Source organism: Streptomyces sp. NPDC056883 (genome assembly GCF_042788835.1).
In the GTDB taxonomy this organism is placed as follows: Bacteria; Actinomycetota; Actinomycetes; order Streptomycetales; family Streptomycetaceae; genus Streptomyces; species Streptomyces stoeckheimensis.
This window is the reverse complement of sequence record NZ_JBHUBS010000006.1, coordinates 114657-138531: the sequence shown is the minus strand read 5'-3', so window position 1 is coordinate 138531 and position 23875 is coordinate 114657. Positions and strand designations below refer to the sequence as shown.

The window sequence follows — 23875 nt, the reverse complement described above, 5'->3', positions numbered from 1 at the left end:
CATACTGGGCGGCGTGAAGATCGAAGCCGACACCGCAGCCGCCGACACCGCCGACACCGTCCTGTGCGCCGTCGAGGGCCGCACCGGGGTGATCACCCTCAACCGCCCCAGGGCCCTCAACGCCCTCACCCATCCCATGGTGCTCCGCATCGCCGAGGCCCTGACCGGCTGGGAGCGGGATCCGGGCGTGGAGCAGGTGCTCATCCGCGGCGCCGGTGACCGGGGGCTGTGCGCCGGCGGGGACATCCGGGCCATCCACGACGACGCGAAGGCCGGGACGCGGGCTTCGGCCGCCTTCTGGCGCGACGAGTACCGGCTCAACGCGCACATCGCCCGCTATCCCAAGCCCTACGTCGCCCTCATGGACGGCATCGTGATGGGCGGCGGAGTCGGCGTGTCCGCCCACGGCAGCGTCCGCGTGGTCACCGAGCGCTCCCGGGTCGCCATGCCCGAAACCGGCATCGGCTTCGTCCCGGACGTCGGCGGCACCCACCTGCTGGCCCGCGCCCCCGGCCTGCTCGGCACGCACCTCGCCCTCACCGGCTCCGCGGTGGGCGCGGCCGACGCGCTGCTGTGCGGGCTCGCCGACCACTTCGTACCCGCCGACCGGCTGCCGGCGCTGACCGCCGAGCTCGCCGGGGCCCCGGCCCGGGAGGTGCTGGGGCGGTACGCCGCCGGTGCCGGGCCCGCGCCGCTGGCCGAAGCGCGGGGCTGGATCGACCACTGCTACGCCGCCGGCACCGTCGAGGAGATCGTGGACCGGCTGCTCGGATCCGGGGAGCCGGAGGCGAAGGAGGCCGCCGAGACGATCCTCGCCAAGTCCCCGACCGCGCTCAAGGTGACCCTGGAGGCCGTGCGCCGGGCCGCCGCGCTCGGGGCGCTGGAGCCGGTGCTGGAACAGGAGTTCCGGGTCTCCTGCAATGCGCTGACCTCCCCCGACCTGGTGGAGGGCATCCGGGCGCAGGTCGTCGACAAGGACCGCAGCCCGCGCTGGTCCCCGGCCACCCTCGGCGAGGTCACCGAGCAGGACGTGGCCCGCTTCTTCGCCCCGCTCGCCGGGGACGGCCCCGGGATCGCCGCGGGCTGAACACGCCCGCGGGGCATGGGCATCAGGCGTCGGTGCCCTGCTCCGCCGTGGCCTCCACCCAGTCGACCAGCTCGATGATCACGCCGTTGGGGTCGGCCACCAGGAACACCCGCTCGCCCCAGGGCTCCACGCGCGGTTCCATGACGATCGGGACGCCCTCGGCGCGCAGCCGCTCGTACTCGGCGGGCAGGTCGGCCACGGTGAAGGCGAGGAGCACTCCGGCGGCGTGCTGTTCGCGGAGCTCCTCGGGGAGCACCTCCAAGCCGCGCCGTATGAAGACCACGTTCGGGCCGTCGGGGTGGGAGAGGGAAGCGAAGCCGTCCACGGCCATCGTTTCCTTGAATCCGAAATGCCCGGTCAGGAAGGTGGACGAGGTCGTGGGGTCTTCGACGGTGAGGCAGATGGCGGTGTCGGTGATCCGCATGGGTCCTCCTGGTGTCGTGGCTCGGAATTTCATTATACACAGTATTCTATACAGCGTAGAAAGTTAAGTGAGCAGGCTGCCGGAAGGCGGCGGAAAGGGGTCGGAAGTGACCACGGACCGGAGCGGCGCGGGCGACCCCGTCCGCACGTTGGAGCTGCTGTGGCGCGAGCCGGGGCAGGGGGCGCCCAGCGGGCGGCGCGGGCCCCGGCAGGGGCTGACCGTCGACGCCGTCGTCGACGGTGCGATCGCGCTCGCCGACGAGGCGGGACAGGGCGGCGGGTCAGGGCTGGCGGCACTGACGATGCGGGCGCTGGCCCAGCGGCTGGGGGTGACCCCCATGACCCTCTACACCTACGTCCCCGGCAAGGCCGAGCTGCTCGACCTGATGCTGGACGCCGCGTACCTGGCCATGGAGCGCGGCGAGCCGGGCCCGGAGGAGACCTGGCGGGAGAAGGTCGCCCGCGTCGCCGAGGACAACCGCGCGCTGTACCTGCGGCACCCGTGGATGGGCGAGGTGGCCGTCACCCGGCCCCCGCTGGGCCCCGGAGTGATCGGCAAGTACGAGTGCGAGCTCGCGGCCTTCGAGGGCATCGGCCTCACCGACGTGGAGATGGACGCCGCCCTGACCCACCTCCTCGGCTTCGTCCACGCGCAGGCCCTGGCCGCCGCCGACACCGCCGCGCACAACGCCCGCCAGAGCGACCAGGAGTGGTGGGAGCTCAGCGCCCCGCTGCTGGAACGGGCCATGGACCCCGAGCGCTACCCCCTCGCCGGGCGGGTCGGCAGCGCGGTCGGCGGGTACAGCCCCGAGACCGTATGGGACTTCGGCCTGCGCTGCGTCCTGGACGGGATCGCACGGCTGCTGGAGCGGGGCTGACCGGGCTTAGGGGGTGAGCCGGCGCCCTACCGGTAGCCGGTGGGGTCGGCCGGGAGGTCGGGGTCCTGCACCTCGACCATGTACCGCCAGGCGTCCGGCCGGCTGCCGTCCACGTCCGTGAAGCCGTAGACCCGGGCGAGCTGTCCGCTGGAGAGCGACTGCCCGTTCCAGCGGGACAGTTCCGGGTCGGCGGCCAGGGCCGCGACCGCGCGGCCGACGTAGAGCGGGGTCTCCGAGATGCCGAAGTGCGGGACCGTCTTCAGCGCGTCCCGCCAGTTCGCCTCGGTGACACCGAAGGCGTCGAGCATCATCTCCGACCGGAGCCAGCCCGGGGTCAGGGCCACCGCCGTCGCTCCGCGCGGTCCCACCTCGTGTCCGAGGGCGAACGCCATGCGCAGCACCGCCGATTTGGCGATGTCGTAGAAGAAGGAGACCCGGTAGCGGCTCGCGTTGTACTCCGCCGTGCCGTCCGTCATCTCCACCACCAGCCCGCCCGGCTCGCGCAGCAGCAGCGGGAGCGCGTAATGGCTGGTCACCGCGTGGGTCTCCACGGCCAGCCGCAGCAGCCGCAGCCCCTTGTCCAGGTCGTGCTCCCAGACCGTGCTCTCCCACTCGAAGAGCCGCTCGCCGCCCCAGATGTCGTTCACCAGCACGTCGAGCCGGCCCTGCTCGGAGTCGATCCGCCCGACCAGCGCCTCGACCTGTTCGGGCACCAAGTGGTCGGCGACCACCGCGATTCCGGACCCGCCCGCCGCCGTGACCAGCTCGGCCGTCTCCTCGATCGTCTCGGGCCGGTCGTACTCCGAGCGCCTGCCGCGCGTACTGCGCCCGCTCACGTACACCGTCGCGCCCTGGGCGCCCAACGCGACCGCGATGCCCCGGCCCGCGCCGCGGGTCGCCCCGGCCACCAGGGCCACCTTGCCTTCGAGAGTCCGCCGTACCTGCGCCATGGCCCCGACCCTACGACGTCCGGGCGCGACGGGGCCGTGCGGCGCGACTGCGGATTCCTGAGACGGGGCGGGTGCGGCCTTGAACAACCGGCCCCCGAGGCCGCACTGTTGGCCGAGATCCGTTCGTATTGTCAGGAGACAGGCTTGTCCACCGACCCCGCGCAGGCATCCGAGCCGACGCCCCCGTCCACGCTCCCGTCCGCGGCCGCGCTCCCGCACGTCATCGACCCCGCGGGCGGCTGCCCGCACGCCCTCAACGCCCGGCTGCGCGCCCGGGGCGCCGTGGCCGAGGTGGTGCTTCCCGGCGGGGTCCCCGGCGCGGTCGTCCTCGGCCACGAGGCGCTGAAGGAGTTCCTCGCCCACCCCGATGTGGCCAAGTCGGCCCGGCACTTCCCGGCCCTGCACGACGGCACCATCCCCGCGGACTGGCCGCTGCGCGTCTTCGCCAACGCCCAGGGCATGCACACCGCCGACGACGCCGACCACCGCCGGCTGCGCTCCCTGGTGGGCAACGCCTTCACCGTCCGGCAGGTGGTGCGGCTGCGCCCCCGCATCGAGGAACTGACGGCCGCGCTGCTGGACGACCTGGAGCGGGCGGCGGAGGCCTCCCCGGACGGGGTGGCGGACCTGCGCACGCACGTCGCGCTCCCGCTCCCGATGAGCGTGATCTGCGAACTCCTCGGCGTGGACCCCGAACACCGGGGGCGGCTGCACGAGCTGACCAACACCGCCGTCATCGCCACCGACACCACCCCGGCCGAGGTCATGGCGGCCGTGCGCGAGCTCATCGAGCTGATCGGCACCATCGCCGCCACCCGGCGGGCCGATCCGGGGGAGGATCTGACGAGCGCGCTCATCGCCGCCCGGGACGGCGACGGCGACCGGCTCAGCGAAGCCGAACTCACCGGCACCATGCGGCTGATGCTGGTCGCGGGCCACGAGACCACGCTCAACCTGATCAGCAACGCCGTACGCGCCCTGTGCACCCACCGCGACCAGCTCGCGCTGGTCCTGGAGGGGAAGGCCACGTGGTCGGACGTGGTCGACGAGACCCTGCGCTTCGACGGCCCGGTCAGCTGGTTCCCGTTCCGCTACCCGACCCGCGATCTGACCATCGACGGGACCGTGATCCCGCAGGGCACCCCGGTCCTCGCCGGCTACACGGCGGCCGGCCGCGACGAGGCCTTCCACGGCCCGGACGCCGACCGCTTCGACCTGACCCGCCCCACCGCCGCCCGCAACCTCTCCTTCGGACACGGCGCCCACTACTGCGTCGGAGCCCCGCTCGCCCGGCTGGAGGCCACCGTCGCCCTGGAAGCCCTCTTCGCGCGCTTCCCGGACCTGGACCTGGCCGTCCCCGAGGCCGAACTCCCGCACCAGCGCAGCTTCATAGGCAACAGCGTCGAGTCGCTGCCGGTCCGCCTACGGGGCCTCGGCCGGCGGTGAGATCTCCGTACTGAGCCACCCCAGTGCGTCGGGGTACATGCCGATCCAGGTCTGGAAGTTGTGCCCGCCCTGAGGGCGGACCAGCGTCTTGACCCGGACTCCGGAGTTCTGGGCCGCCTTCGTGAACTCGGTCAGCTGCTGCGGCGGGCTGTCCTTGTCCTGCGCGGAGGTGGCCAGGAACAGCCCGACGTCCGTGTTCTTGTCGCGCTTCGCCTGCTGCACCAGCCACATCGGGCTGTTGTGCTCGCGCAGCACCGGATCGGACAGCACGTCCGGGTCGCCCGTCAGCGGATCCGGGTCCAGGGCCGCGCCGGCCCGGAACGCCTTCGGGTACTGGAGCGGGAGCTTGGCCGCGCAGAAGGCCCCGGTGGAGATGCCCATCAGCCCCCAGCCCTTGGGCTCGGGGAGCGTGCGGAAGTTCTTGGCGACCAGGTCCGGCACGTCCTCCGCGAGCCAGCTCGCCACCTTGCGCTGCGGGGTGTTCGTGCAGTCGGTGTTCACGCCTCCGGGGTACAGGTCTGGGATCACCAGGATGAAGGGGTGCGCCGCACCGAGCTGGACGAGCTGCTCCAGCGCGCCGGGCATGTCGCCGATGTCGAGCCAGGACCGGGGCGAGCCCGGATAGCCGTGCAGCAGCATCAGCACGGGGAACCGGGTCTTCTCCGCGCCCGGTGCGTCGTACTCCGGGGGAGTCCACACGATCACCTGCCCGGCGAGCTTGGAGTGGGAGCCGCGGAAGTACGTGGTCCGGGTGCCGTCGCCACCGAGGGTGAACTTGGCCCGCCCGAGCGGCGGCCCGGTCATGGCGGCGTCGTTCTGCCCGGCGTCGGTGCCCAGCAGGTCGTCCCACGAGGAGTAGAGGCCGTAGCTCCCGTTGATCCAGGTGGCCACCACGCAGATGGCGGTGAGCTGGCACAGACCGATCATCAGCAGCCGGGCCGGCCAGCGCACCCAGCCGGGGCCGGGGATCCGGTTCCACAGGAGCAGCGCGGCGAGCATCGCGAGCCCGGTGACGACGATCAGCGTGATGAGGAACGACGTACTGGTCAGCTCCACTGCGCCGGCTCCTGACGTGCGACGGAATCGGAGAATTCCGGACATTACGCCAAATCTACGATGCGCACCGCCCGGGGGAGCGGGTGGCGCGCACCGTGTCGGCGTCGGGAGCGGGCGGGGCCGAATCCGAGCCCGAACAACTTGTGAATGCATTCACAACCTAGGATCTTCGTCCGGCGTGAGCGTGCGGCGAAGATCCCGAGCCTGCGGGCCGTGAGACCTCGCGGGTCGGGACCTCGGTCCTGGGGTAGATTCACCGCCTGTTCACCTGCACGGTTCCGGGGCTTTCGGACGGGCTGGTGCCGTATGAGGCATGATCGACGGGGATATGCGCAAAACGCAGAAAGTCCAGAACGCGCAGAGCGCGAAGAAGGTGCAGAAAGCGGCGAGCCGCCGGATTCGTTCCGGCGTGCACACCAGGATGTCGCCGGTGACTCCGGTGCGCGCGGGCTACCAGGTCAAGCTGCTGGTCGACCCGGACCGGGTGCTCGACGCCGACGGCCTGCCCACGGCCGCCGCGGCCGCCGCGCTGTCCCTCGGCGCGCCCGGCCGCTTCGAGGTCGCCCAGTACATGGACGACGCCGGGCGCAGCCTCAACGGGCAGGGCTGGATCGTCCGGATCCGGCGCCACGACGACGAGAACCGGATCCGCCTCGCCTACAAGGCCCGCTTCGACATCGAGGGCGACGGCACGGACCCGGCCGCGGTGCGGCGCGTGATGGACCGGGCCTCCGGTCACAACTTCTGTGCGGATGACGGCAATTACTCCGTCCAGGTCAACCTCAGCCACACCCGCGCCACCCTCGACTTCACCAACAAGAAGTGCCGGCCGGTCCCGGGCCTGGAGCCCGGCGAACTCCCGGGGCTCGATGCCTCCCGCGCGCTGGTCCTGGAGCGTCTCCCCGGAAAGCTCGCCAAGTGGGCTGCGAAACCTGCCGGTTGGGCGGAGTCGGTCACCGCTTCATCTCGACTCCACGGTCCCGTAAGACAGGCCAACTACCCTGGCCGGATGCTCGATCGCGCGATGGAGACGCAAGTCAGCCGGCTGCGGACCGCCTCCGGAGAGCTGGCCTGGTTCGCCGAGATCACCGCCAAGGGGCGCACCCTGCGGGACGCGGTCGAGCTGCGCTCCGACCTGATGGGCAAGCTCCGCGCCGAGGGCTGGCTGCTGGAGCGGGACGCCTTCAAGACCGAACTCATCCTCGGCCCGTGAACGCCTCCGCGACCGCACCGATACGCGTGGCCCACTTGGCCGACCTGCACATAGGCTCCGCCCTGCGCGGGCTGGCGGACTACCCCGGCGCGCCCGCGATGGACCGGCGCGAAGCCCCGTACGAGGCCCTGCGCGCGGCCGTGCGCCGCATCGTCGACGGCGGCTACGACGCGGTGCTCATCGCCGGGGACGTCTTCGACCGCCGCCACAGCGACGCCCGTGCGCTGACCGCCTGCCAGGACGCCCTCGGCGCCTTCCACGACGCGGGTCTGCGCACCGTGGTGGTCTCGGGCAACCACGACGCCGAGACCCCGCTGCCGCACAAGCTGCACCTCCCGCCCTCGGTGCGCTGGCTCGGCGCCGACGCCCCCGAGTCGGTGATCTGGCCCGACCTCGGCATCACCGTCCACGGCCAGTCGGTGGCGGAGCCCGACGAGCGCCGCGACCTCGCGGCCGGCTTCCCGTCCGCGACCCCCGGCGCCGTCAACATAGGGCTGCTGCACACCAGCCTGCACGGGGCCTGGAGCCGCCGGATCTGCGCACCCGCCGACCCGCGGACGCTGGCCCGCGCCGGGTACGACTACTGGGCGCTGGGCCACGTCCACCACCGCCTGGTCCCCGGCGCCGGCGCCTTCGCCGCCTACCCGGGCAACACGCACGCCCGCGGCCCCGGAGAGACGGGCGGCCGCGGTTTCACGGAGCTGCTGATCGACCCGGGCCCCGGTGGCGACCGGCACCGGGTCGGGATCCTCCCGGTGGACACGGCCCCGGTGCGCTACGAGACGCTCCACCTCCCGTACCCGGAGACCGCCGAGGCCGACCTGCGGGACCGGTTCGCGGCCGTCCCGGAGCCGCCGGGCGGCGGCGCCGTCGTCTGGACCCTCAGCGCCGCCACCCCGCCCGACCTCCTCCACGAGGCCCGCACCCTGGCCGGCCCGGCCGCCATGGTCTGCCCGGCCGAGGGCGCGGCCGTCTCCTGATGACGGGGCCCGATCGGCAAGATCCGAAAGAGACGCCCTAGCGGCTGAGCATCTCCGTCATGGGCGACTGCGGCGGGATCAGGCCCGGCAGCAGCCAGGGCTGGAAGAGGCTCAGTACCGCGAGCACGAGGAAGGCGGCCCCGACGACCTGCGAGAAGACGGGGCCCAGCCGCCACAGCTTCTCGACGAAGATCACCACGGCCACCGCGGCCATCGCCAGGACGTTCATGACGCCCAGCGGGACGAGCACGACCATCAGCCCCCAGCAGCAGCCCACGCAGTACGCCCCGTGGTGCGCACCGACCCGCAGGTCGCGGGCCCGGGGCCGGAAGCCCGCGTAGCGCACGAGCTGGCCCATCGGGCTCCGGCAGTGCCGCAGGCAGAGGTCCTTCCACGGGCCGAACTGGTACAGCCCGGCGACCAGGAACGCCCCGGCGCCGATCCAGCGCCCGGAGCCCGGGTGCTCGTCCACCAGGGCCCCGGTCCCGGCGAGGAGCCCATAGGCGATCAGGCCGAAGGCCGTCCAGGCCAGCAGGTACCCGACCAGGAACTGGGCGGTACGAGCCGCCCGCACGACCCCCGTGGGCGACCGGCGCCCGATGGCCCGCACCCAGGTGAGGGCCACCGGGGCCACCGACGGGAACATCATGCCGATCATCATGACCAGCCACAGCAGCAGGAACAGCGGGACGCCCATGCCCATGGTCCCCGGCTCCACCCCCATGTCACGGGCCTGGTCGACCACCAGCACCCAGGCCAGGACGGCGATCGCCACCATCACGGACCAGGCGAACGCGAGCCGACGGGCCGACAGCAGATTCGCCGGACGGAGAGGGGGTGACAGGGCCTTCCGGTCAAGGCGCACACCTCCAGCACATCACGGCGGACCCGTGCGTGCGCGGGGGGACGCGGGAACGCGTGTATGCGGAAAGAACCTCCTCCGGGTGACGCCTGCGGTGGGACAATCGGAGTGGATTCCCGTGCTCACGAGGAGGCAGGGAGATGTCCGAAACGACGGCGGCCGTTCCCCGGTGGCACGCGGCGGGCGACTGGTTCGACACCTGCAAGTGCAACGTGCCCTGCCCCTGCTCCTTCGCTCAACTGCCCACCCACGGCGATTGCGACGGCATCCTGGCCTGGCACATCCGCGAGGGCCGCTACGGTGACGTACCGCTGGACGGCCTGAACGTGCTGATGCTGGGCTCCTTCGTCGGCAACGTCTGGGCCGAGCACACGGACACGTACGCCGCGGTCTTCGTCGACGAACGTGCCGACGACCCCCAGCGCGCGGCCCTTCAGATGATCTTCGGTGGGCAGGCGGGCAGTTGGCCCGCCGAGATGGTGGGCATGATGGGCGCCGAGATGCGCGGCATGGAGTTCGCCCCCATCGAGATCGAGGTCGCCGACGACCTCGCGAGCTGGCGGGCCGTGGTGCCGGGCCGGGTCGAGGCGAGCGCGGTCGCACTCACGGGACCCACGACCCCGGAGGGTGCGCGCGTCCAGTCGACCAACCTGCCGGGTTCGGAGACCGGACCGGGCCAGGTCGCGACCTGGGGCCGCTCGACGGCGGACCGTGCCGATGCCCACGGCTTCCTCTGGAGCCGCGAAGGCCGGTCCAGCAAGCACATCACCTTCGACTGGACGGGCCCCTGATCCGCGATCCGGTCTAATGGGCAGGACCCCCTAGACCCCCTAGACCCCCTAGTCCCTCTAGCCCCGCACCCGGACCGTCACGGTGTGCCAGCCGGTGGCGCCGTCCGGGAGGGTTCCGGTGCGTTCCCCCGTCTGTGCGGCGCCGGTGCCGTCCGTGGCGCGGACCTGGAGGGTGTGCCCGCCGGGAGCCGCCTCCCAGAGCCACACCCACTGGCGCCAGGTATCGTCCCCGTCCGCCGCGCCGAGCCGGGCCTCCCGCCACGGGCCCGCGTCCACCCGTACCTCGACCCGCGCGATGCCCCGGTGCAGCGCCCACGCCACCCCGGCGACCGCCACCCGGCCCGCCGCGACCTCGGCGAAGGGGCGCGGGGCGTCGATGCGCGACTGGGTCTTGACCGGGGCCTGCTGCGCCCAGGAGCGGCGCACCCAGTACGCGTCGTACGCGGCGAAGGTGGTGAGCCGCAGCTCGCGCAGCCACTTGCACGCGGAGACGTACCCGTACAGGCCCGGCACGATCATCCGGACGGGGAAGCCGTGCCGGAAGGGGAGCGGCTCGCCGTTCATGCCCACGGCCAGCAGCGCTTCCCGGCCGTCCATCACGGCCTCGACGGGGGTGCCGAGGGTCATCCCGTCCACCGAGCGCGCCACGAGCTGGTCTGCGGGACCGCCCTGCGAAGGCGGCCGGACCCCCGCCTCGCGGAGCAGATCGGCGAGGCGCACGCCCAGCCAGCGGGCATTGCCCGCGTACGGGCCGCCGACCTCGTTCGACACGCAGGTGAGGGTGGCGTCGTGCTCGACCAGGGGCCGGGCGAGCAGCTCCCGCAGGCCGAGGGTGAGGGGCCTGGAGACCCCGTCCCCGTGCACCAGCAGCCGCCAGGTGTCCGCGTCCACGCGCGGGACGACCAGCGCGGTGTCCACCCGGTAGAACGCCCGGTTGGGGGTGATGAAGGGGGTCGTTCCGGGGATCCGCAGCTCCGACCCGGCCGGTACGGGCGGGGCGGGCACGGTGGGCGGGGGAAGGACGAACCCGGCCCGCGAGGCCGTGGCCCCCGCGTCCCCGAAGGCGCCGAGCCGCCGCCCGGCGTACCCGGCTCCGGCCGAGAGGGCCAGGGTGGCCAGAGCCAGGCGGCCGAAACCGCGCCGGTCCATGGCGCCGGGCGGGCCGGCGCCGGAGGGCCGCGAACGGGGCCGCGGGATGGCTCTGACCAGGACGTACAGCACTCCGGCGGCCGCGAACCCGCCCGCCAGTGAGGGCAACGCGTCCTGCCAGGCCGCCTCCGGCCGGCCGAGTGCGGCCGCCGCGCCGAGCACGCCGAAGGCGGCCGCGAGGGCCGTGCCCGCGGCGGGGCGGCGTACGGCGAGCAGACCGGCCGCGAGGGCCACCGCGGCCAGCAGGGCGCCGATGCCCAGGGTCAGGACCAGCTTGTCGTCGGTGCCGAACCGGCGGATCGCCCACTCCTTGACGGCGGCCGGGGTCGCGTCGACCACGGCCCCGCCGACGGCGGTGATCGGGGCGGCCTCGGGCCGGACGGCCGCCGCGGCCAGCTGGGCCAGGGCGAGCCCGGCGAAGGCGGCGAGCAGTCCGCTGACGGCGCCCAGCGCGTCACGGCCGGGCCTGCGGGGCCTGCCGGGGCCGGCCCGCTGCGGTTTCGTACGGATCATGCGGAGTCACCGCCGCCCCGCTCGGTGGGATGTGTCCCCCCAGGTACCAGGGTGCCTCCGCCGCCCGGTGGACGGCGATCTGTCGGCGCTTGCGCAGTTCCACGATCCCGTCGGTGAGCCGTTCCCGCAGGTCCGAAGGGCTCCGCAGCTGCTGGTCCGAAGGGTTCCCCAGCTGCTGGTCCCGGTCCGCGGGCGGCCGTAACCGGGCGGTGGCGGGCGCCGTGGCCCCGCCGGTGAGGAGCGTCAGCAGCTCCAGCGCCGTGGAGGTGCGGTGCGGGTCGGTCTCGGACATGGCGGGCGTCCTTCCGGCGATGGCGGCGCCGGAAGGGGCGGTCGCCGGATGTTCCGGCGACCGCCCCTGATCCGTTTCCGGCAGTGTCCTTCAGTGAACCCGGTGCCGCCCTGGAGCGCGGCGCGGTCGGCCCGGTTGTCCCCCGACCGGGGGACTCCGATCTCCCGTGTGGTGTGGGTCAGTTGACCTCGGGCAGGGTGGCTGCGATGCCGCTCGCCAAGGTGTACGGGTCACCGCTCGGCCGCGCCGGGTGGCGGGTGGTGAGCTTGGCCCAGTCCTCCTCGAAGGCATGCCAGTCGATCGCCCTCGGCGCGGCGCGCCGCACCAGCGCCTCCTCCAGCGAGGCGAAGTAGGAGGACCAGCGCCGGGCGTACAACTCGCTGATCAGGCCGCTCCATTCGCGGTTCGCGTAGTCGTGCAGGAAGCCGCCCTCGCTGGTGCTCTGCCGCCCCCACACGCTGAGGATCGAGCGGGCGTCGTACTCGTACCGGTCCTGCTCGGCCTTGTCCGCGCCGTGCGCGCGGGCCGCCGACAGCCAGGAGCCGAGCAGGAAGTTCGGATCGGAGCCGACGAGCGTGTCCAACTGCTGCTCCCGACGGGCCCAGTCGGCGATCAGCTGACGGAACAGGGCCAGGTCCCGGGCCTCGTAGGCCGCCTTGATCCGGGGCAGCAGCACCCGCGAGTGGTTGGCGAGGGCCTGCCGGGCGGTGTCCACCAGGTCGAAGCGGTAGGCGCTGGAGCCGCGCAGCCGGGGGTCCACCTCGAGCAGGTGGTCCAGGGCCCGGCGCACCGAACCGGCCTGGTACCGCATCGCCTTGGGGCTCCAGTAGGCCGACCCCACCGCGGTCAGGCTCGGACGAGCGCTGAACAGACTGTCCTGGGACTCCGACCACAGCCCCGAGGAGGTGCTGTACGGGCCCTTGCGCAGCTCCTCCCAGGCCGCGGCGGCCGCGGTGTCCGGGGCTCCGTACCGCCGGCTCGCGAAGTCCGCGAACCACTTCTGCTGGTCGACGGGTCCGGGCTCCCAGGCCAGGTCGGTGAAGAGGTCGAAGGCCGCCGGATTGGTCCCGGTGGCCTCGGGCAGGTAGGCGATGCCGGTCAGCGCACTGTCGGGCTTCGCCCGCCAGGACTGGTACCGGTCGATCCACACCGAGGTGTTGGCGCCGATCGTCGTGTGCCCGCCGAAGTTGTAGATCGAGCCGATGGCGTACGAGGTCCCGCCCCAACGGGTCTCGCGGTCCAGCCGGTTGTAGCGGTCGGAGAGCCCGTCCAGGATCAGCAGTTTCGAGGTGTCCACCCCGGCCAGCAGCTCCTTGGTCGGATCGTCCTGCCAGCCCAGCACCGCCCACAGCGCGCCCGGATGGGCCGCCCACAGGGCCTGCTGCACCGCCCCGGCGGCCGTCTTCACGTCCACCGAGCCGGTCTGCCCGCCCTCGTGCAGCGGGCTCATCCGGTACATCGTGCTGTCCCCGAACACCGCGCGCTGCTCCGCGTAGTACGCGGCGGCCAGCCGGGCGAAGGGCGGCGACATCGGGTCCAGCCAGTCGGGCCGTTCGAAGCCCGCCCAGTCGCCCTGCGGAACCGTCACCGCGCCCGGGTTGTGCCCGGCGAAGGCCGGCGGCACCGTTCCGAAGTAGCCCGGGAGTACCGGGGTCATGCCGAGGCCGCGCAGTTGTTCGGCGATCCTGCCGCCCAACTCGGCGCGCCCGCGCATCAGCTCCTCGGACACCGGACCGCCGAAGCCGCTCAGGTTCTGCAGCAGCCACCAGCTCTGGTGACCCGGACCGGGGATCCACTCCCGCAGTTCCTCGGCGGAGTAGCCGAACTGCTGGAGCGCCCGGTAGTACGGGTACTCGGCACCGACCTGCACGAACACCTCGTTGATGCCGTGCAGGGCGAGCAGGTCGATCTGCCGCTGGTGCTCCTCGAAGGTGCGGTACGGGCCGGAGTACCCGTCGTCGGTGTCGTTCAGCGCGTACCGGTGCGCCACCTGCGCGCTGCGGGTGACCGGGGAGGGCACCGCCGGCAGCTCGGCGGGCAGCAGTCCGATGCTGTCGCCGGGCCAGCCGATGTCGGCTCCGGCGACGTGCTGGAGGTACCAGCCGACCCCGGTGAGCAGGGTGGCGCCGGTGGAGCCCCGGACGGTGATCGCGCCGGCCGTCCCGGACACGGTGAAGGTGTCGGGCCCGGCTCCCGCGTCGGGCACCAGCGTGAACTGCCCCGCGTGGCGCGGCAGCAGCCGCTGCAGCGAGGCCCGCGCGGGGGCGGAGTCGAAGACCCGCGGCCGGGCCGGGGGCGCCGCCGCGGCGTGTCCCGCCCCGGCCCGCGCGGGCGACGGGGCGGGGGCCGGGGCGGGGGACATGGGGGACCGGGCCGCGGCAGCCGTCGCCCCCGCGGCGGGAGCGGTCGCTCCGGGGGCCGCCCCGGCGACGGCCAGGGTGAGCAGGGCCGCGGGCAGCGCGGCCAGGGTGACCCGGCGGCGCACCCGCCGGGCGGCCCGGCCGCGGTGGGGGAGGGGGACCGGCATGCGCGTCGTCCTCGTTTTCGTCGGCTCGGTCGGCTCGGTCGGCTCGGTCGGCTCGGTCGGCACCGGCGCTGCGGCCGGCTCGCTCGGCTCGGTGGGTGGGTGCTTCCTCGTCTGGTGCCTCGTCTGCTCTCCCATGGGGCGGGCCGTCAGACCGGCAGGGCCCACGCCTGGTCGACCTGGTGGTCGCCGCAGGGCGTCAGCCGCAGCCGCTCGGCGGGGGTGCCCGGCTCGACGGGGGCCGCCGCGGGGGCGGGCGCCGTCAGGCAGAGCCCGCTCGCGTCCTCGACCAGGGCTCCGTCCCGGCGGGGCGTCCAGCTCTGGCCCGCCGCGCGGCGCTGCCGCCCGTCCGAGCAGTCGGCCAGCTCCACGAGGCCCTCCTCGCCCGCCGACAGGCAGGCACCGGCCAGGCGCAGGCTGCTGTCCCGGCCCACGGTCCAGCGCTGGTCGGGTGCACCCGTACAGGCGGCCATCACGACGGCGCCGACGCCGGTGGTGTTCGCCCCGTCGGCGCAGGCGGCGCTGGTGCCGGAGCCGCGGCCGGCGATCTGCCCGGTGGGCACGGCCTCGGCGCAGCCGGTGTGCGGGGTGAGCCGCCACACGCCCGTGTCGTGCGCGGCGAGCGATCCGGTCAACGTGTCGGAGAGCTCCCGGGATTCACCGTTCCACAGGTTCTTCGCCTCGACGGTGCAGGAGTCCAGCCCGAGCTCGTCGAGCGGTACCCGGATGTCGCGGACGGCGCCGGACCGGTTGAGCACGGCGACCGCGCGGTCCCCGTTGGCCAGCGGACGCACCAGGATGTCGAAGGTGGCGTTCGAGGAGACCACCGTGCCCTGGCGGCCCATCGGGTCCTGGTCCAGCGCGATCAGGTCGGTGTTGCCCAGGGCGGCGAGGCCGTCCGGGGTGAGCTCGGATACCTGCGAGGACAGGATGAACGGCGCGGCCATCATGGCCCACAGGCCGACCTGGCTGCGGCTCTCCGCCGCGCTGAGTCCGGGGGCGCCCGCGATCAGGAAGTCGGGGTCGTTCCAGTTGCCGGGGCCGGCGTACCGGCCGAGCCAGCGGTTGTAGCCGTAGTTGCCCATGACCGAGCTCCAGCGCGAGGTGGCCGGGGCGGTCGGGTTGTAGACCTTGATGTCCCGGCCCTCGCGCCACAGCTGGCCGGTCTCGCCGACCCAGTCGATCACCTTGTGCCAGTCCGACCCGCCCCACTCGCCCTGCTGGAAGTAGGCGGGCGCCGAGGCGGACAGCACCATGTCCCGGCCGCTGTCGCGCAGCGCCCGGGCGACGGAGTTGTAGGCGTCCCGGTAGGCCTGCTCCTTGGTCTTGCCCTCGGGCACCCAGAGGTTGCAGCCGTCCATCTTGACGTAGTCCACCTCCCAGGAGGCGAACTGGCGGGCGTCGCGGGCGTAGTGGTCGGGGCCGCCGCCCTCGGGGGAGCCGCTGCCGGGGTAGCGCTCGCAGGTGAGGGAGCCGGCGTCCTGGTAGATGCCGAACTTCAGCTTCCTGGCGTGCAGGTACGCGCCGAGCCAGGCCATGCCGTGCGGGAACTTCTCCGTGTCGACGACCAGATTGCCGTCCGCGTCGCGGCTCTTGGTCATCCAGCAGTCGTCGATGGTGACGGTGTCGTAGCCCTTGGCGGCCAGGCCGGTGGACACGAGCGCGTCCGCGTTCGCCACGACCTTGGCCTCGTCGATGTCGCACATGTAGTGCGCCCAGTTGTTCCAGCCCATGGGCGGGGTGAGCGCGAGCGGGGTGTCCGACGTCGCGGTGGGCTCGGCCGCCGCCGGGGCGGGGCAGAGCGCGAGGGCGAGCAGGGCGGCCGCGGTCAGACAGGGGAGCGACGCACGCAGGCGAGGCGGCACGGAGTCTCCTTGACGTGGGGGCTGTCGAGGGCTCAGTGCAGCGGTGTGACTACCCGCTGTCAACATAAGTCGGGGGTTATTGATCAATGACCAGCAATATGGGTGTAGTCGAGTACGCGCGAAGGGGCTGATACGTCGTTTCGTACTGCGTACGTTACGTCGTACGTGACGATGGCTGATACGGTGTATCTCATGCCGAGGAGATCAGCCGCCCTGGACCGCGCCACGCCCGCGGCCATCGCCGCCGCCGCCCTGCGAATCCTCGACGAGCAGGGGCCCGCCGCGCTCAGCTTCCGCGCGCTCGCCGAGCAGCTCGACGTCTCGCACGCCACCGTCCAGCGCCGGTGCACCGACCTCGCCGGGCTGCTCGACCTCTGCACCGAACACCTCGCCGCCCAGCTGCCCGACATCCCGGCCGAGGTCGGCTGGGCCGAAGCCGCCGAGCAGCGGTTCACCGCCCTCTACCGGCTCCTCGCGGCGCACCCCGGGCTGATGATCCTGCGCGGCGGCCGCCCCTGGCTCGGCCGGCAGCTGCTCGCCCGGCTCGTGGAACCGGCGCTCGCCGACAGCGTGGCCGCCGGGATGACCCCCGCCGAGGCGATGACCGCGTACCGGCGGATGTACCTGCTGACCCTGGGCAGCGCGGCCTTCGTCGACCACCGGGACCCGGCCGCCTCCACCGCCGCCTCGCGCGGGGCGCTGGCCGCCCTGGACCCCGCCGAGTTCCCCGTGCTCTCGGCCGGGCTGGCCGACGTACTGCCCTCCCTGACCGACCACGAGGTGTACTACGGCGCCCTGCGCCAGCTGATCGAGGCGAACCGGCCCGCCGGAGCCTGACGAGAGTGTCGAACGACAGGAGTACGGGTTCATGGAACAGCAGCCGGAAGCGGTGCGGCTCGACTCGCTGCCGCTCGATGCGGTGCAGCTCGACGAGGTGCCGCTCGACGCGGTGCCGCTCAACTACGCCGCCGTGCGCGCCGCCGCCGGCCGGATCGCCGGGGCCGTGCGCCCCGTCACGGTGATACCGGCGGGCGGAGGGATCTCGTACGCCCTGGAGTACCTCCAGCACACCGGCTCCTTCAAGGCGCGCGGCGCCCGCAACTTCCTCGTCGCCCACCGCGACGCCGGCACCCTCCCCGATGCCGGGGTCACCATCGCCTCCGGCGGCAACGCCGGGCTCGCCTGCGCCTGGGCGGCCCGCGCCGAGGGGGTACCCGCCACCGTGTTCCTGCCGGGCACGGCCCCGCGCGTGAAGGTGGAGCGACTGCGCGGCTACGGGGCCGACGTACGGCTCGTCGGCGACCGGTACGCCCAAGCACTCGCCGCCTGCCGGGAGTTCGCCGCCGGGAGCGGGGCGCTGAGCAGCCACGCGTACGACCACCCGCTCATCGCCGCGGGCGCCGGAACCCTGCTCGACGAGATCCGCACCGCGCTGCCCGGCCTGGACACGGTCGTCGTCGCGGTCGGTGGAGGCGGGCTGTTCGCCGGCATCGCGACCGCCGCGCGGGAACACGGCGTACGGGTCGTCGCGGCCGAGCCGGAGAACTGCCGGGCCCTCAACGCTGCCCTCGAAGCAGGCCGGCCCGTGGACGTCCCGGTGGACTCCGTGGCCTCCGACTCGCTCGGAGCAACCCGGGTCTCCGCGGACGCGCTGGCCGCCGTACGGGAGCCGAACGCCGCATCGGTCCTGGTTCCGGACGCGGCGATCACCGCCGCCCGGCGCGCGCTCTGGGACGAGCACCGCATCGTGGTCGAAGCGGGCGCGGCCACCGCCCTGGCGGCCGTACGCACCGCGCCCGGGCCGCTCGGCGAGCGGGTGGCCGTGGTGCTCTGCGGGGCCAACACCGACCCGGCGGACCTGGGCGCGGGGCTGTCCTGAGGGGGGACGGGTCCGGCCCTCAGGCGGAGCCGTCCTCGCGGACCACGACGACCGTACTGGCCGCGTACTGCACCACCTGCTGGCTCACCGAGCCCAGCAGTGCGCCCTTGATGCCGCCGTAGCCGCGGGTGCCGACGACCGTCAGCGCCGCCTCCTTCGAGGCCTCCACCAGCACCTGTGCGGGCGAGCCCTGTTCCACCCGGCGGAAGACCGGAACGCCCGGCGAGGTGCCCACCGCCTCCGCCACGGTGTCCGCGAGCTTCTGCCGGGCCGCGTCCTCGGCGTGGACCAGCTCGGTCTGCTCGGCCGGGCTGATGCCGAAGGGGTTGGTGTTCCAGTCCCAGCTCATCACGGCGTGCACGCGGCCGCCGATGGCCTTCGCCTGGGCCACGGCCCAGCGCAGGGCCTGCTTCGAGTGGTTCGAACCGTCCACGCCGACGACGATCAGAGGCTCGGTGTTCTGGCTCACGATGGTTCCTCACGTTTCGTCCGAATGATCGTTCTCATCCCTGTATACACGCCGCACCGGCTCCGACCTCGAACGACGATCGTTGCGCGGACCCAAGACTTTGGAGAACAGCAGCGGCCGCCCGCGCTTGCGAGAGTCGAGAACACGGACGGAAGCCGTCCGAAGAGGAACGAGGAGCTCGACGTGGCGCGACGCAATGGATGTCTGATCGGCTGTGCGGTGGCCGGGGTGCTGGGGATCGGACTGCTGGTGGCGCTGCTGTTCGGGGTGGGCAAGGTCATCGACGTGGCCGACAAGACCCTCGTCGACCACAAGATCTACGAGGCCGTCAGCGTCGGCGACTCCGAGGCCGAGGTCCGCGCCAAGCTGCCGTCCGGCGAAAGCTTCGTCACCTCGGCCCTGAAGGACGGCGGCCCCGCGGTGCCCGCCGGCAGCCAGTGCTCCTGGTACCTGTCCGACTCCGGGAGCGGCGATACGGTGCTGCGCTTCTGCTACAAGGACGGCAAGCTCGCCGAGAAGGCCGACTACCGTGTGAAGTAGGGCCTTCGGTCCCTGCCCGCCGGGCCCGCTCCGCCGGAAGGTGGAGGCATGCAGACCAACTCGGCAGGTACCCTCCCCGCCAGGCCCGTCCTGGCCGCGGTGGACGGCTCGGAACACAGCCTGAAGACCCTGGACTGGGCCCTCGACACCGCCCGCACGCGCGGAGCGGCGCTCCACGTGGCACACGTACGGCCGGACTCCCCGCGGGTCCACGCCCCCGGGGAGTCGCTCGTACCGCCGCCCGACTGGGACACCGATCCGGTGCTGGGGGCGGTACGGGACCGGCTGGCCGGCCGGGAGGACCTGCCGCCCGTCACCTACGTCTCCCGCGACGGAACCCCCTCCGCCACCCTGACCGAACTCGCGGCGGGAGCGCAGCTCCTGGTCATGGGCTCGCGCGGACTCGGAGGCTTCGCCAGCCTGCTGCTCGGCTCCAACAGCCGGGTGTGCGCGGCCCAGTCGCCCTGCCCGGTCGTGGTCGTCCCGCACAGCGCGCGGCTCGTCACACAGGAGCCCGGAGGGCGGGCGCCGGGCGGCGAGCGCAGGGTCGTCCTGGGCCTGGCACCCGACGAAACCTCCGAGGACGTCGTCGACTTCGCCTTCGCGGAGGCCCGCCGTCGGGGCGCGGTGCTCCAGGTCGTCTCCACGCACCTGGTCCCGCTGTCCTCGCTGACCCTGGTCGGCTCCCTCGTCGCGGAGCGCGGCGGCGGCTACCCGCCGGGCACGGCCGACGGCGAGGCCACCGAGGCGGCCCGGGAACTCGCCGAGGACCAGCGCACCCGGCTCCATCCGTACCTGACCAGGCATTACCCCGACGTCACCGTCGAAGCGGTGGTCACCCCGGGCGACCCGGCCGGCCGCCTGGTCACCGCCTCCCAGCAGGCCGACCTCATCGTGGTGGGCCGCCACCGCCGCCGCCTGCGCGCCAACTCCCTCCTGATGGGCTCGGTGTCCAACGCGGTACTCCTGCACGCCCTGTGCCCGGTGGCGGTGGTTCCCGTACGAGCCGGTTAGCCCGCCCCCCGGCCGGAGACGACCTGGCGCAGCTCTGCGGGCCTCATTCCTGCGGGAACAGGATGTAGCCCTTGGTGTTGAACCGGCTGAGCGCGGACTCGGATACGCCTCCGCCGGCAGCCATCAGCTGCTTCCAGTCGCCCTCGTACCAACGTGGGGTGCTCCGGGCGGATGCCCAGGGTGACGGTGTCGCCGCCGGCGGCCTCGCGCGCCGCGCGGCTGATCTCGACCGTGGAGCCGCCGAAGCGGATGCCGCCCTCGCGCAGCGGAAGGACCTGGTCTACGCCGTGGCGGCGGTGTTCGCCGTCCTCTTCGTGCGCCGCCCGTCGGCCCTGCAGTCGGCCGCCTGGGCGGAAGCCCGGCCGGTGGTACGGGCCGGGCTCATTCCGCGAGGAACGCCGAAACGGCCGCCGTGAACTCTTCCGGCGCCGCCGCGTGGATCAAGTGGCCGTACGGGAGCGTGATCAGGCGGGCGTCCGGGATGCGGCGGGCCAGCTCGTCGACGGAGGCGGGTGCCAGGTGGCTGGTGGAGCCGCCGTAGACGACCAGGGTCGGGGCCGTGATGCGGGCCAGGCCCGCCAGCCAGGCCGGGTCGGGGCGGTCGAGCTGGGGGCGGACCGCGAGCACCATCGCCCAGTCGAAGGCGAGCTCGCCCTCGGGGCGTACGGGCGCCACGGCCTCACGGGGCAGCGGCGCGGGGGCGTCCTCCAGGACGAGACGCCCGATGCGGTGCGGCTGCGCGGAGGCCGCCAGGTACGCGACGACACCGCCCATCGAGTGGCCCACGAGGTCCACCCGGTCGAGGCCGAGGGCGTCCAGGAAGCCCAGTACGTCGTCCCGCATCAGCGGGAGCGAGTACGCGGACGGCCGCGCACTGGCTCCGTGGCCGCGCAGGTCCAGTGCGAACACCCGCCGGTCCCGGGCGAGTTCGTCGCGTACGGGCGCCCAGTCCGCGGCGGTTTCGCCCAGCGCGGGGAGGAGGAGCACCGGCGGTCCGGCCGGCGGGCCGGTGACCTCGTAGGCGAGGCGGATCCCGCCGTTCACCGTCACCGTGTGCTGCTCGGTCGGCCGGGTGGTCCCGGGCTCGCGCGTCATCCGCCAGAGGGTACAGGGGCGTGTCGCGCCCGGGCCTCGAAGGAGTCCGGCGCGCTGTCCCGGTGCCCCGCAGCCGCTCGGCCCGGCTCGGGTTCCCTCGACCCGGCCGGGCCGGGCCGTGAACTGCGCCACACGCCCCCGCGGCGCGGGTCCCGGACCACGGGAATCCCCGGAGTTCCGGGCTGCGGCGTCCCGCACCCGGTTGTGCACCTAGTTGCATAATAAGCGGCCGCTCAGCTAGAACAGGAGCATCACCCCCGCGCGAGGAGGCGCCTCCATGAGTTCCCAGAGCCGGTACCCGCACCTGCTGAGCCCCCTGGACCTCGGCTTCACCACCCTGCCGAACCGCGTGATCATGGGTTCCATGCACACCGGCCTCGAGGAGCACGAGCGCGGCTTCGAGCGCCTCGCCGCCTTCTACGCCGAGCGCGCCCGGGGCGGCGCCGGCCTGATCGTCACCGGCGGCATAGCCCCGAACGACGCCGGCCGCCCCTTCGAGGGAGGTGCCCGCCTCACCACCGAGGAGGAGGCCGCCGAGCACCGGGTGATCACCGACGCGGTGCACGCCGAGGGCGGGAAGATCGCGATGCAGATCCTCCACTTCGGCCGCTACGCCTACCACAAGGACCTGGTCGCCCCCAGCGCCCTCCAGGCCCCCATCAGCCCCTTCGTCCCGAACGCGCTCACCGACGCCGAAGTCGAGCGCACCATCGAGGACTTCGTCCGCGCCGCCCGCCTCGCCAAGCTGGCCGGGTACGACGGCGTCGAGATCATGGGCTCCGAGGGCTACCTGGTCAACGAGTTCATCGCCGCCGCCACCAACAAGCGCACCGACCGCTGGGGCGGCGCCTACGAGAACCGCGTGCGCTTCCCGCTGGAGATCGTCCGGCGCACCCGCGCGGCCGTCGGCGAGGAGTTCATCCTCGTCTACCGCCTCTCGATGCTCGACCTGATCCCCGGCGGCTCCACCCTCGACGAGGTCGTCCACCTCGCCAAGGAGGTCGAGGCGGCGGGCGCCACCATCATCAACACCGGCATCGGCTGGCACGAGGCCCGCATCCCCACCATCGCGACCTCCGTCCCGCGCGGCGCCTACACCTGGGTCACCAAGCGGCTGATGGGCGCGGTCTCCGTCCCCCTCGTCACCAGCAACCGCATCAACACCCCGGAAATCGCCGAGGAGTTGCTGGCCGACGGCCGCGCCGACCTGGTCTCGCTGGCCCGCCCCTTCCTCGCCGACGCCGACTTCGTCGCCAAGGCCGCCGCCGGCCGCTCCGAGACCATCAACACCTGCATCGGCTGCAACCAGGCCTGCCTGGACCACACCTTCAGCGGCAAGCTCACCACCTGCCTGGTCAACCCGCGCGCCTGCAACGAGACGGAACTCATCCTGTCTCCGACCCAGTTGAAGAAGCGCGTCGCCGTCGTCGGAGCCGGCCCGGCCGGCCTGGCCTGCGCCGTCTCCGCGGCCGGCCGCGGCCACGCCGTCACCCTCTACGAAGCCTCCGGCCACATCGGCGGCCAGCTCGACATCGCCCGCCGCATCCCCGGCAAGGAGGAGTTCGAGGAGACCATCCGCTACTACGGCACCCAACTCGCCGAGCACGCGGTCGAGGTCAAGCTGAACACCCGCGCCGACGTCGAGACCCTGCGCGGCTACGACGAGGTCGTCGTCGCCACCGGCGTCACCCCCCGCACCCCCGACATCGAGGGCGTCGACGGCCCCAACGTCGTCAGCTACCTCGACGTCCTGCGCGACGGCGCCCCGGTCGGGCAGCGCGTCGCAGTCCTCGGCGCCGGCGGAATCGGCTTCGACGTCGCCGAGTTCCTCACCGACAGCGGCGAAGGCGCCTCCCAGGACCCCGAGGTCTACTTCCGCCACTGGGGCGTGGACACCGCCTACACCGGCCCCGGCGGCCTCACCGCCCCCGAGCGCCCCGCCCCGCCGCGCCAGGTCCACCTGCTCCAGCGCAAGACCACCAAGGTCGGCTCCGGGCTCGGCACCACCACCGGGTGGATCCACCGGGCGGAGCTCAAGCACCGCGGGGTCGTCTCCGTCGCGGGGGCCGCGTACGACCGGATCGACGGCGAGGGCCTGCACATCACGGTGGAGGGCGAGCAGCGCCTCGTACCCGCCGACACGGTGGTCCTGTGCACCGGCCAGGAACCGCGCCGCGACCTGTACGAGGCCCTGCGCGCGGCCGGCATCGAGGCGCACCTGATCGGCGGCGCCGACGTGGCCGCCGAACTCGACGCCAAGCGGGCCATCCGCCAGGGCACGGAACTGGCCGCCACCCTCTGAGGACCGGCTGACGCAAGGGGAGTTGTGGCGGCCCGGCCGGGGCCGCCACAATCACCCGGTGACGATGCTGACACCGGCTGACGCGAACAAGATCCTCCACGACAACTTCGCCCCCTGGGTGCTCGCCCTCGGGCTCACGGTCCAGGACACCGGCGAACGGCACGCCGTCCTGCGGCTGCCCTGGTCCGACACCCTCGCCCGGGACGGCGGGGGCCTCAGCGGCCAGGCCCTGATGGCCGCCGCGGACACCGCCACCGTGATCGCGATCTCCGCCGCGCGCGGGGCCTACGGTCCGATGACCACCGTCCAGCAGTCCACCAGCTTCCAGCGGCCGGTGGTCGGCGCCGATGTGCTGATCGACGTACGGATCACCAAACTCGGCAAGCGGATGGCCTTCGCCGACATCACCATGACCCCCGAGGGCGCCGAGGAACCGGCCGCGAAGGCCTCGACGGTCTACGCCCTGCTGGGATGACGGGCCGGCTCTAGGGCCCGGAACCCGCTGCCCCATGCCGCAGTGGTGACCTGACCTCGGATTCCGCGGCGC

At 73.3% G+C, this 23875-nt stretch carries 23 protein-coding genes; 13 read left to right on the top strand and 10 right to left on the bottom strand.

Annotation, left to right across the window (positions count from 1 at the left end; genetic code table 11):
• The first annotated feature begins 19 nt into the window (after positions 1-19).
• Entirely contained in the window at positions 20-1087 is a 1068-nt protein-coding gene (locus tag ACFRU2_RS17525) for an enoyl-CoA hydratase/isomerase family protein (protein ID WP_382973295.1), read from the top strand.
• Between the two features lie 22 nt (positions 1088-1109).
• On the opposite strand, the gene ACFRU2_RS17520 is transcribed toward ACFRU2_RS17525, so the two are convergent.
• Entirely contained in the window at positions 1110-1511 is a 402-nt protein-coding gene (locus ACFRU2_RS17520; protein WP_382972805.1) for a VOC family protein, read from the bottom strand.
• Between the two features lie 106 nt (positions 1512-1617).
• On the opposite strand from ACFRU2_RS17520, the gene ACFRU2_RS17515 reads away from it, so the two are divergent.
• Entirely contained in the window at positions 1618-2388 is a 771-nt protein-coding gene (locus ACFRU2_RS17515; RefSeq protein WP_382972803.1) for a TetR/AcrR family transcriptional regulator C-terminal domain-containing protein, read from the top strand.
• Between the two features lie 26 nt (positions 2389-2414).
• Here the strand turns inward: ACFRU2_RS17515 and ACFRU2_RS17510 are convergent, their stop codons facing one another.
• Entirely contained in the window at positions 2415-3338 is a 924-nt protein-coding gene (locus ACFRU2_RS17510; RefSeq protein ID WP_382972801.1) for an SDR family oxidoreductase, read from the bottom strand.
• 144 nt (positions 3339-3482) lie between these two features.
• Between ACFRU2_RS17510 and ACFRU2_RS17505 the strand changes: the two genes are divergently transcribed.
• The gene (locus tag ACFRU2_RS17505) at positions 3483-4784 is read left to right on the top strand and encodes a cytochrome P450 (protein ID WP_382972799.1); all 1302 of its coding nucleotides are present in this window, start codon (positions 3483-3485) and stop codon (positions 4782-4784) included.
• Here ACFRU2_RS17505 and ACFRU2_RS17500 read toward each other — a convergent pair.
• Complete coding sequence (locus ACFRU2_RS17500; protein ID WP_382972797.1) at positions 4761-5840, bottom strand: alpha/beta hydrolase; 1080 nt, start codon at positions 5838-5840, stop codon at positions 4761-4763. The genes ACFRU2_RS17505 and ACFRU2_RS17500 overlap by 24 nt on opposite strands.
• 328 nt (positions 5841-6168) lie before the next feature.
• Here ACFRU2_RS17500 and ACFRU2_RS17495 point away from each other — a divergent pair, with 328 nt between their 5' ends.
• On the top strand, positions 6169-7053 hold the full coding sequence (locus ACFRU2_RS17495; protein WP_382972795.1) for a hypothetical protein: 885 nt from the start codon (positions 6169-6171) through the stop codon (positions 7051-7053).
• Positions 7050-8033, top strand: a complete 984-nt coding sequence (locus tag ACFRU2_RS17490) for an exonuclease SbcCD subunit D (RefSeq protein ID WP_382972793.1) — start codon at positions 7050-7052, stop codon at positions 8031-8033. Before ACFRU2_RS17495 ends, ACFRU2_RS17490 begins: the two co-directional genes overlap by 4 nt.
• Before the next feature lie 37 nt (positions 8034-8070).
• On the opposite strand, the gene ACFRU2_RS17485 is transcribed toward ACFRU2_RS17490, so the two are convergent.
• A complete protein-coding gene (locus tag ACFRU2_RS17485) occupies positions 8071-8898 on the bottom strand; it encodes a DUF2182 domain-containing protein (RefSeq protein ID WP_382972791.1) in 828 nt (275 codons plus the stop codon).
• 137 nt (positions 8899-9035) lie between these two features.
• Here ACFRU2_RS17485 and ACFRU2_RS17480 point away from each other — a divergent pair, with 137 nt between their 5' ends.
• Entirely contained in the window at positions 9036-9686 is a 651-nt protein-coding gene (locus ACFRU2_RS17480) for a DUF1326 domain-containing protein (protein ID WP_382972789.1), read from the top strand.
• Between the two features lie 57 nt (positions 9687-9743).
• On the opposite strand, the gene ACFRU2_RS17475 is transcribed toward ACFRU2_RS17480, so the two are convergent.
• The 4 genes from ACFRU2_RS17475 to ACFRU2_RS17460 all read right to left on the bottom strand — a co-directional run bounded on the left by ACFRU2_RS17475 (position 9744) and on the right by ACFRU2_RS17460 (position 16029).
• Positions 9744-11348 (bottom strand): molybdopterin-dependent oxidoreductase, encoded by a 1605-nt coding sequence (locus ACFRU2_RS17475; RefSeq protein ID WP_382972787.1) that lies wholly within the window; start codon positions 11346-11348, stop codon positions 9744-9746.
• Positions 11290-11640 carry a hypothetical protein gene (locus ACFRU2_RS17470; protein WP_382972785.1) on the bottom strand — a complete coding sequence of 117 codons (351 nt, stop codon included), beginning with the start codon at positions 11638-11640 and terminating at the stop codon, positions 11290-11292. The genes ACFRU2_RS17475 and ACFRU2_RS17470 overlap by 59 nt, the downstream gene beginning before the upstream one ends.
• A gap of 178 nt (positions 11641-11818) precedes the next feature.
• Positions 11819-14167: an alpha-N-acetylglucosaminidase gene (locus ACFRU2_RS17465; protein ID WP_382972783.1), complete on the bottom strand. Its 2349-nt coding sequence runs from the start codon at positions 14165-14167 to the stop codon at positions 11819-11821.
• Between the two features lie 146 nt (positions 14168-14313).
• Entirely contained in the window at positions 14314-16029 is a 1716-nt protein-coding gene (locus ACFRU2_RS17460) for a ricin-type beta-trefoil lectin domain protein (protein WP_382972781.1), read from the bottom strand.
• 192 nt (positions 16030-16221) lie between these two features.
• Here ACFRU2_RS17460 and ACFRU2_RS17455 point away from each other — a divergent pair, with 192 nt between their 5' ends.
• Positions 16222-16866, top strand: coding sequence for a TetR/AcrR family transcriptional regulator C-terminal domain-containing protein (locus ACFRU2_RS17455; RefSeq protein WP_382972779.1), 645 nt, complete (start codon positions 16222-16224; stop codon positions 16864-16866).
• Positions 16867-16897: 31 nt separating this feature from the next.
• The gene (locus ACFRU2_RS17450; RefSeq protein ID WP_382972777.1) at positions 16898-17908 is read left to right on the top strand and encodes a serine/threonine dehydratase; all 1011 of its coding nucleotides are present in this window, start codon (positions 16898-16900) and stop codon (positions 17906-17908) included.
• A gap of 19 nt (positions 17909-17927) precedes the next feature.
• Here the strand turns inward: ACFRU2_RS17450 and ACFRU2_RS17445 are convergent, their stop codons facing one another.
• Positions 17928-18377: a universal stress protein gene (locus ACFRU2_RS17445; RefSeq protein ID WP_382972775.1), complete on the bottom strand. Its 450-nt coding sequence runs from the start codon at positions 18375-18377 to the stop codon at positions 17928-17930.
• Positions 18378-18560: 183 nt separating this feature from the next.
• Between ACFRU2_RS17445 and ACFRU2_RS17440 the strand changes: the two genes are divergently transcribed.
• The 3 genes from ACFRU2_RS17440 (at position 18561) to ACFRU2_RS17430 (ending at position 20347) form a co-directional block, all read left to right on the top strand.
• On the top strand, positions 18561-18917 hold the full coding sequence (locus ACFRU2_RS17440; RefSeq protein WP_382972773.1) for a hypothetical protein: 357 nt from the start codon (positions 18561-18563) through the stop codon (positions 18915-18917).
• Positions 18918-18965: 48 nt separating this feature from the next.
• Positions 18966-19931: a universal stress protein gene (locus tag ACFRU2_RS17435; protein ID WP_382972771.1), complete on the top strand. Its 966-nt coding sequence runs from the start codon at positions 18966-18968 to the stop codon at positions 19929-19931.
• A 158-nt stretch (positions 19932-20089) separates the two neighbouring features.
• Positions 20090-20347 (top strand): hypothetical protein, encoded by a 258-nt coding sequence (locus ACFRU2_RS17430; protein WP_382972769.1) that lies wholly within the window; start codon positions 20090-20092, stop codon positions 20345-20347.
• Here ACFRU2_RS17430 and ACFRU2_RS17425 read toward each other — a convergent pair.
• On the bottom strand, positions 20313-21026 hold the full coding sequence (locus ACFRU2_RS17425) for an alpha/beta fold hydrolase (RefSeq protein ID WP_382972767.1): 714 nt from the start codon (positions 21024-21026) through the stop codon (positions 20313-20315). The two genes, ACFRU2_RS17430 and ACFRU2_RS17425, sit on opposite strands and share 35 nt — an antisense overlap.
• 277 nt (positions 21027-21303) lie before the next feature.
• Between ACFRU2_RS17425 and ACFRU2_RS17420 the strand changes: the two genes are divergently transcribed.
• The gene (locus ACFRU2_RS17420; RefSeq protein ID WP_382972765.1) at positions 21304-23328 is read left to right on the top strand and encodes an FAD-dependent oxidoreductase; all 2025 of its coding nucleotides are present in this window, start codon (positions 21304-21306) and stop codon (positions 23326-23328) included.
• Between the two features lie 64 nt (positions 23329-23392).
• The gene (locus ACFRU2_RS17415) at positions 23393-23803 is read left to right on the top strand and encodes a PaaI family thioesterase (RefSeq protein ID WP_382973293.1); all 411 of its coding nucleotides are present in this window, start codon (positions 23393-23395) and stop codon (positions 23801-23803) included.
• Positions 23804-23875: the final 72 nt, after the last annotated feature.

Bases quoted from the DNA above. Each gene is read 5' to 3' on its own strand.
- ACFRU2_RS17480 (WP_382972789.1), top strand. From the start codon at position 9,036: ATGTCCGAAACGACGGCGGCCGTTCCCCGGTGGCACGCGGCGGGCGAC.
- ACFRU2_RS17470 (WP_382972785.1), bottom strand. From the start codon at position 11,640: ATGTCCGAGACCGACCCGCACCGCACCTCCACGGCGCTGGAGCTGCTG.
- ACFRU2_RS17415 (WP_382973293.1), top strand. From the start codon at position 23,393: ATGCTGACACCGGCTGACGCGAACAAGATCCTCCACGACAACTTCGCC.
- ACFRU2_RS17435 (WP_382972771.1), top strand. From the start codon at position 18,966: ATGCAGACCAACTCGGCAGGTACCCTCCCCGCCAGGCCCGTCCTGGCC.
- ACFRU2_RS17475 (WP_382972787.1), bottom strand. From the start codon at position 11,348: ATGATCCGTACGAAACCGCAGCGGGCCGGCCCCGGCAGGCCCCGCAGG.
- ACFRU2_RS17520 (WP_382972805.1), bottom strand. From the start codon at position 1,511: ATGCGGATCACCGACACCGCCATCTGCCTCACCGTCGAAGACCCCACG.
- ACFRU2_RS17450 (WP_382972777.1), top strand. From the start codon at position 16,898: ATGGAACAGCAGCCGGAAGCGGTGCGGCTCGACTCGCTGCCGCTCGAT.
- ACFRU2_RS17455 (WP_382972779.1), top strand. From the start codon at position 16,222: ATGCCGAGGAGATCAGCCGCCCTGGACCGCGCCACGCCCGCGGCCATC.
- ACFRU2_RS17425 (WP_382972767.1), bottom strand. From the start codon at position 21,026: ATGACGCGCGAGCCCGGGACCACCCGGCCGACCGAGCAGCACACGGTG.
- ACFRU2_RS17420 (WP_382972765.1), top strand. From the start codon at position 21,304: ATGAGTTCCCAGAGCCGGTACCCGCACCTGCTGAGCCCCCTGGACCTC.
- ACFRU2_RS17495 (WP_382972795.1), top strand. From the start codon at position 6,169: ATGCGCAAAACGCAGAAAGTCCAGAACGCGCAGAGCGCGAAGAAGGTG.
- ACFRU2_RS17510 (WP_382972801.1), bottom strand. From the start codon at position 3,338: ATGGCGCAGGTACGGCGGACTCTCGAAGGCAAGGTGGCCCTGGTGGCC.
- ACFRU2_RS17465 (WP_382972783.1), bottom strand. From the start codon at position 14,167: ATGCCGGTCCCCCTCCCCCACCGCGGCCGGGCCGCCCGGCGGGTGCGC.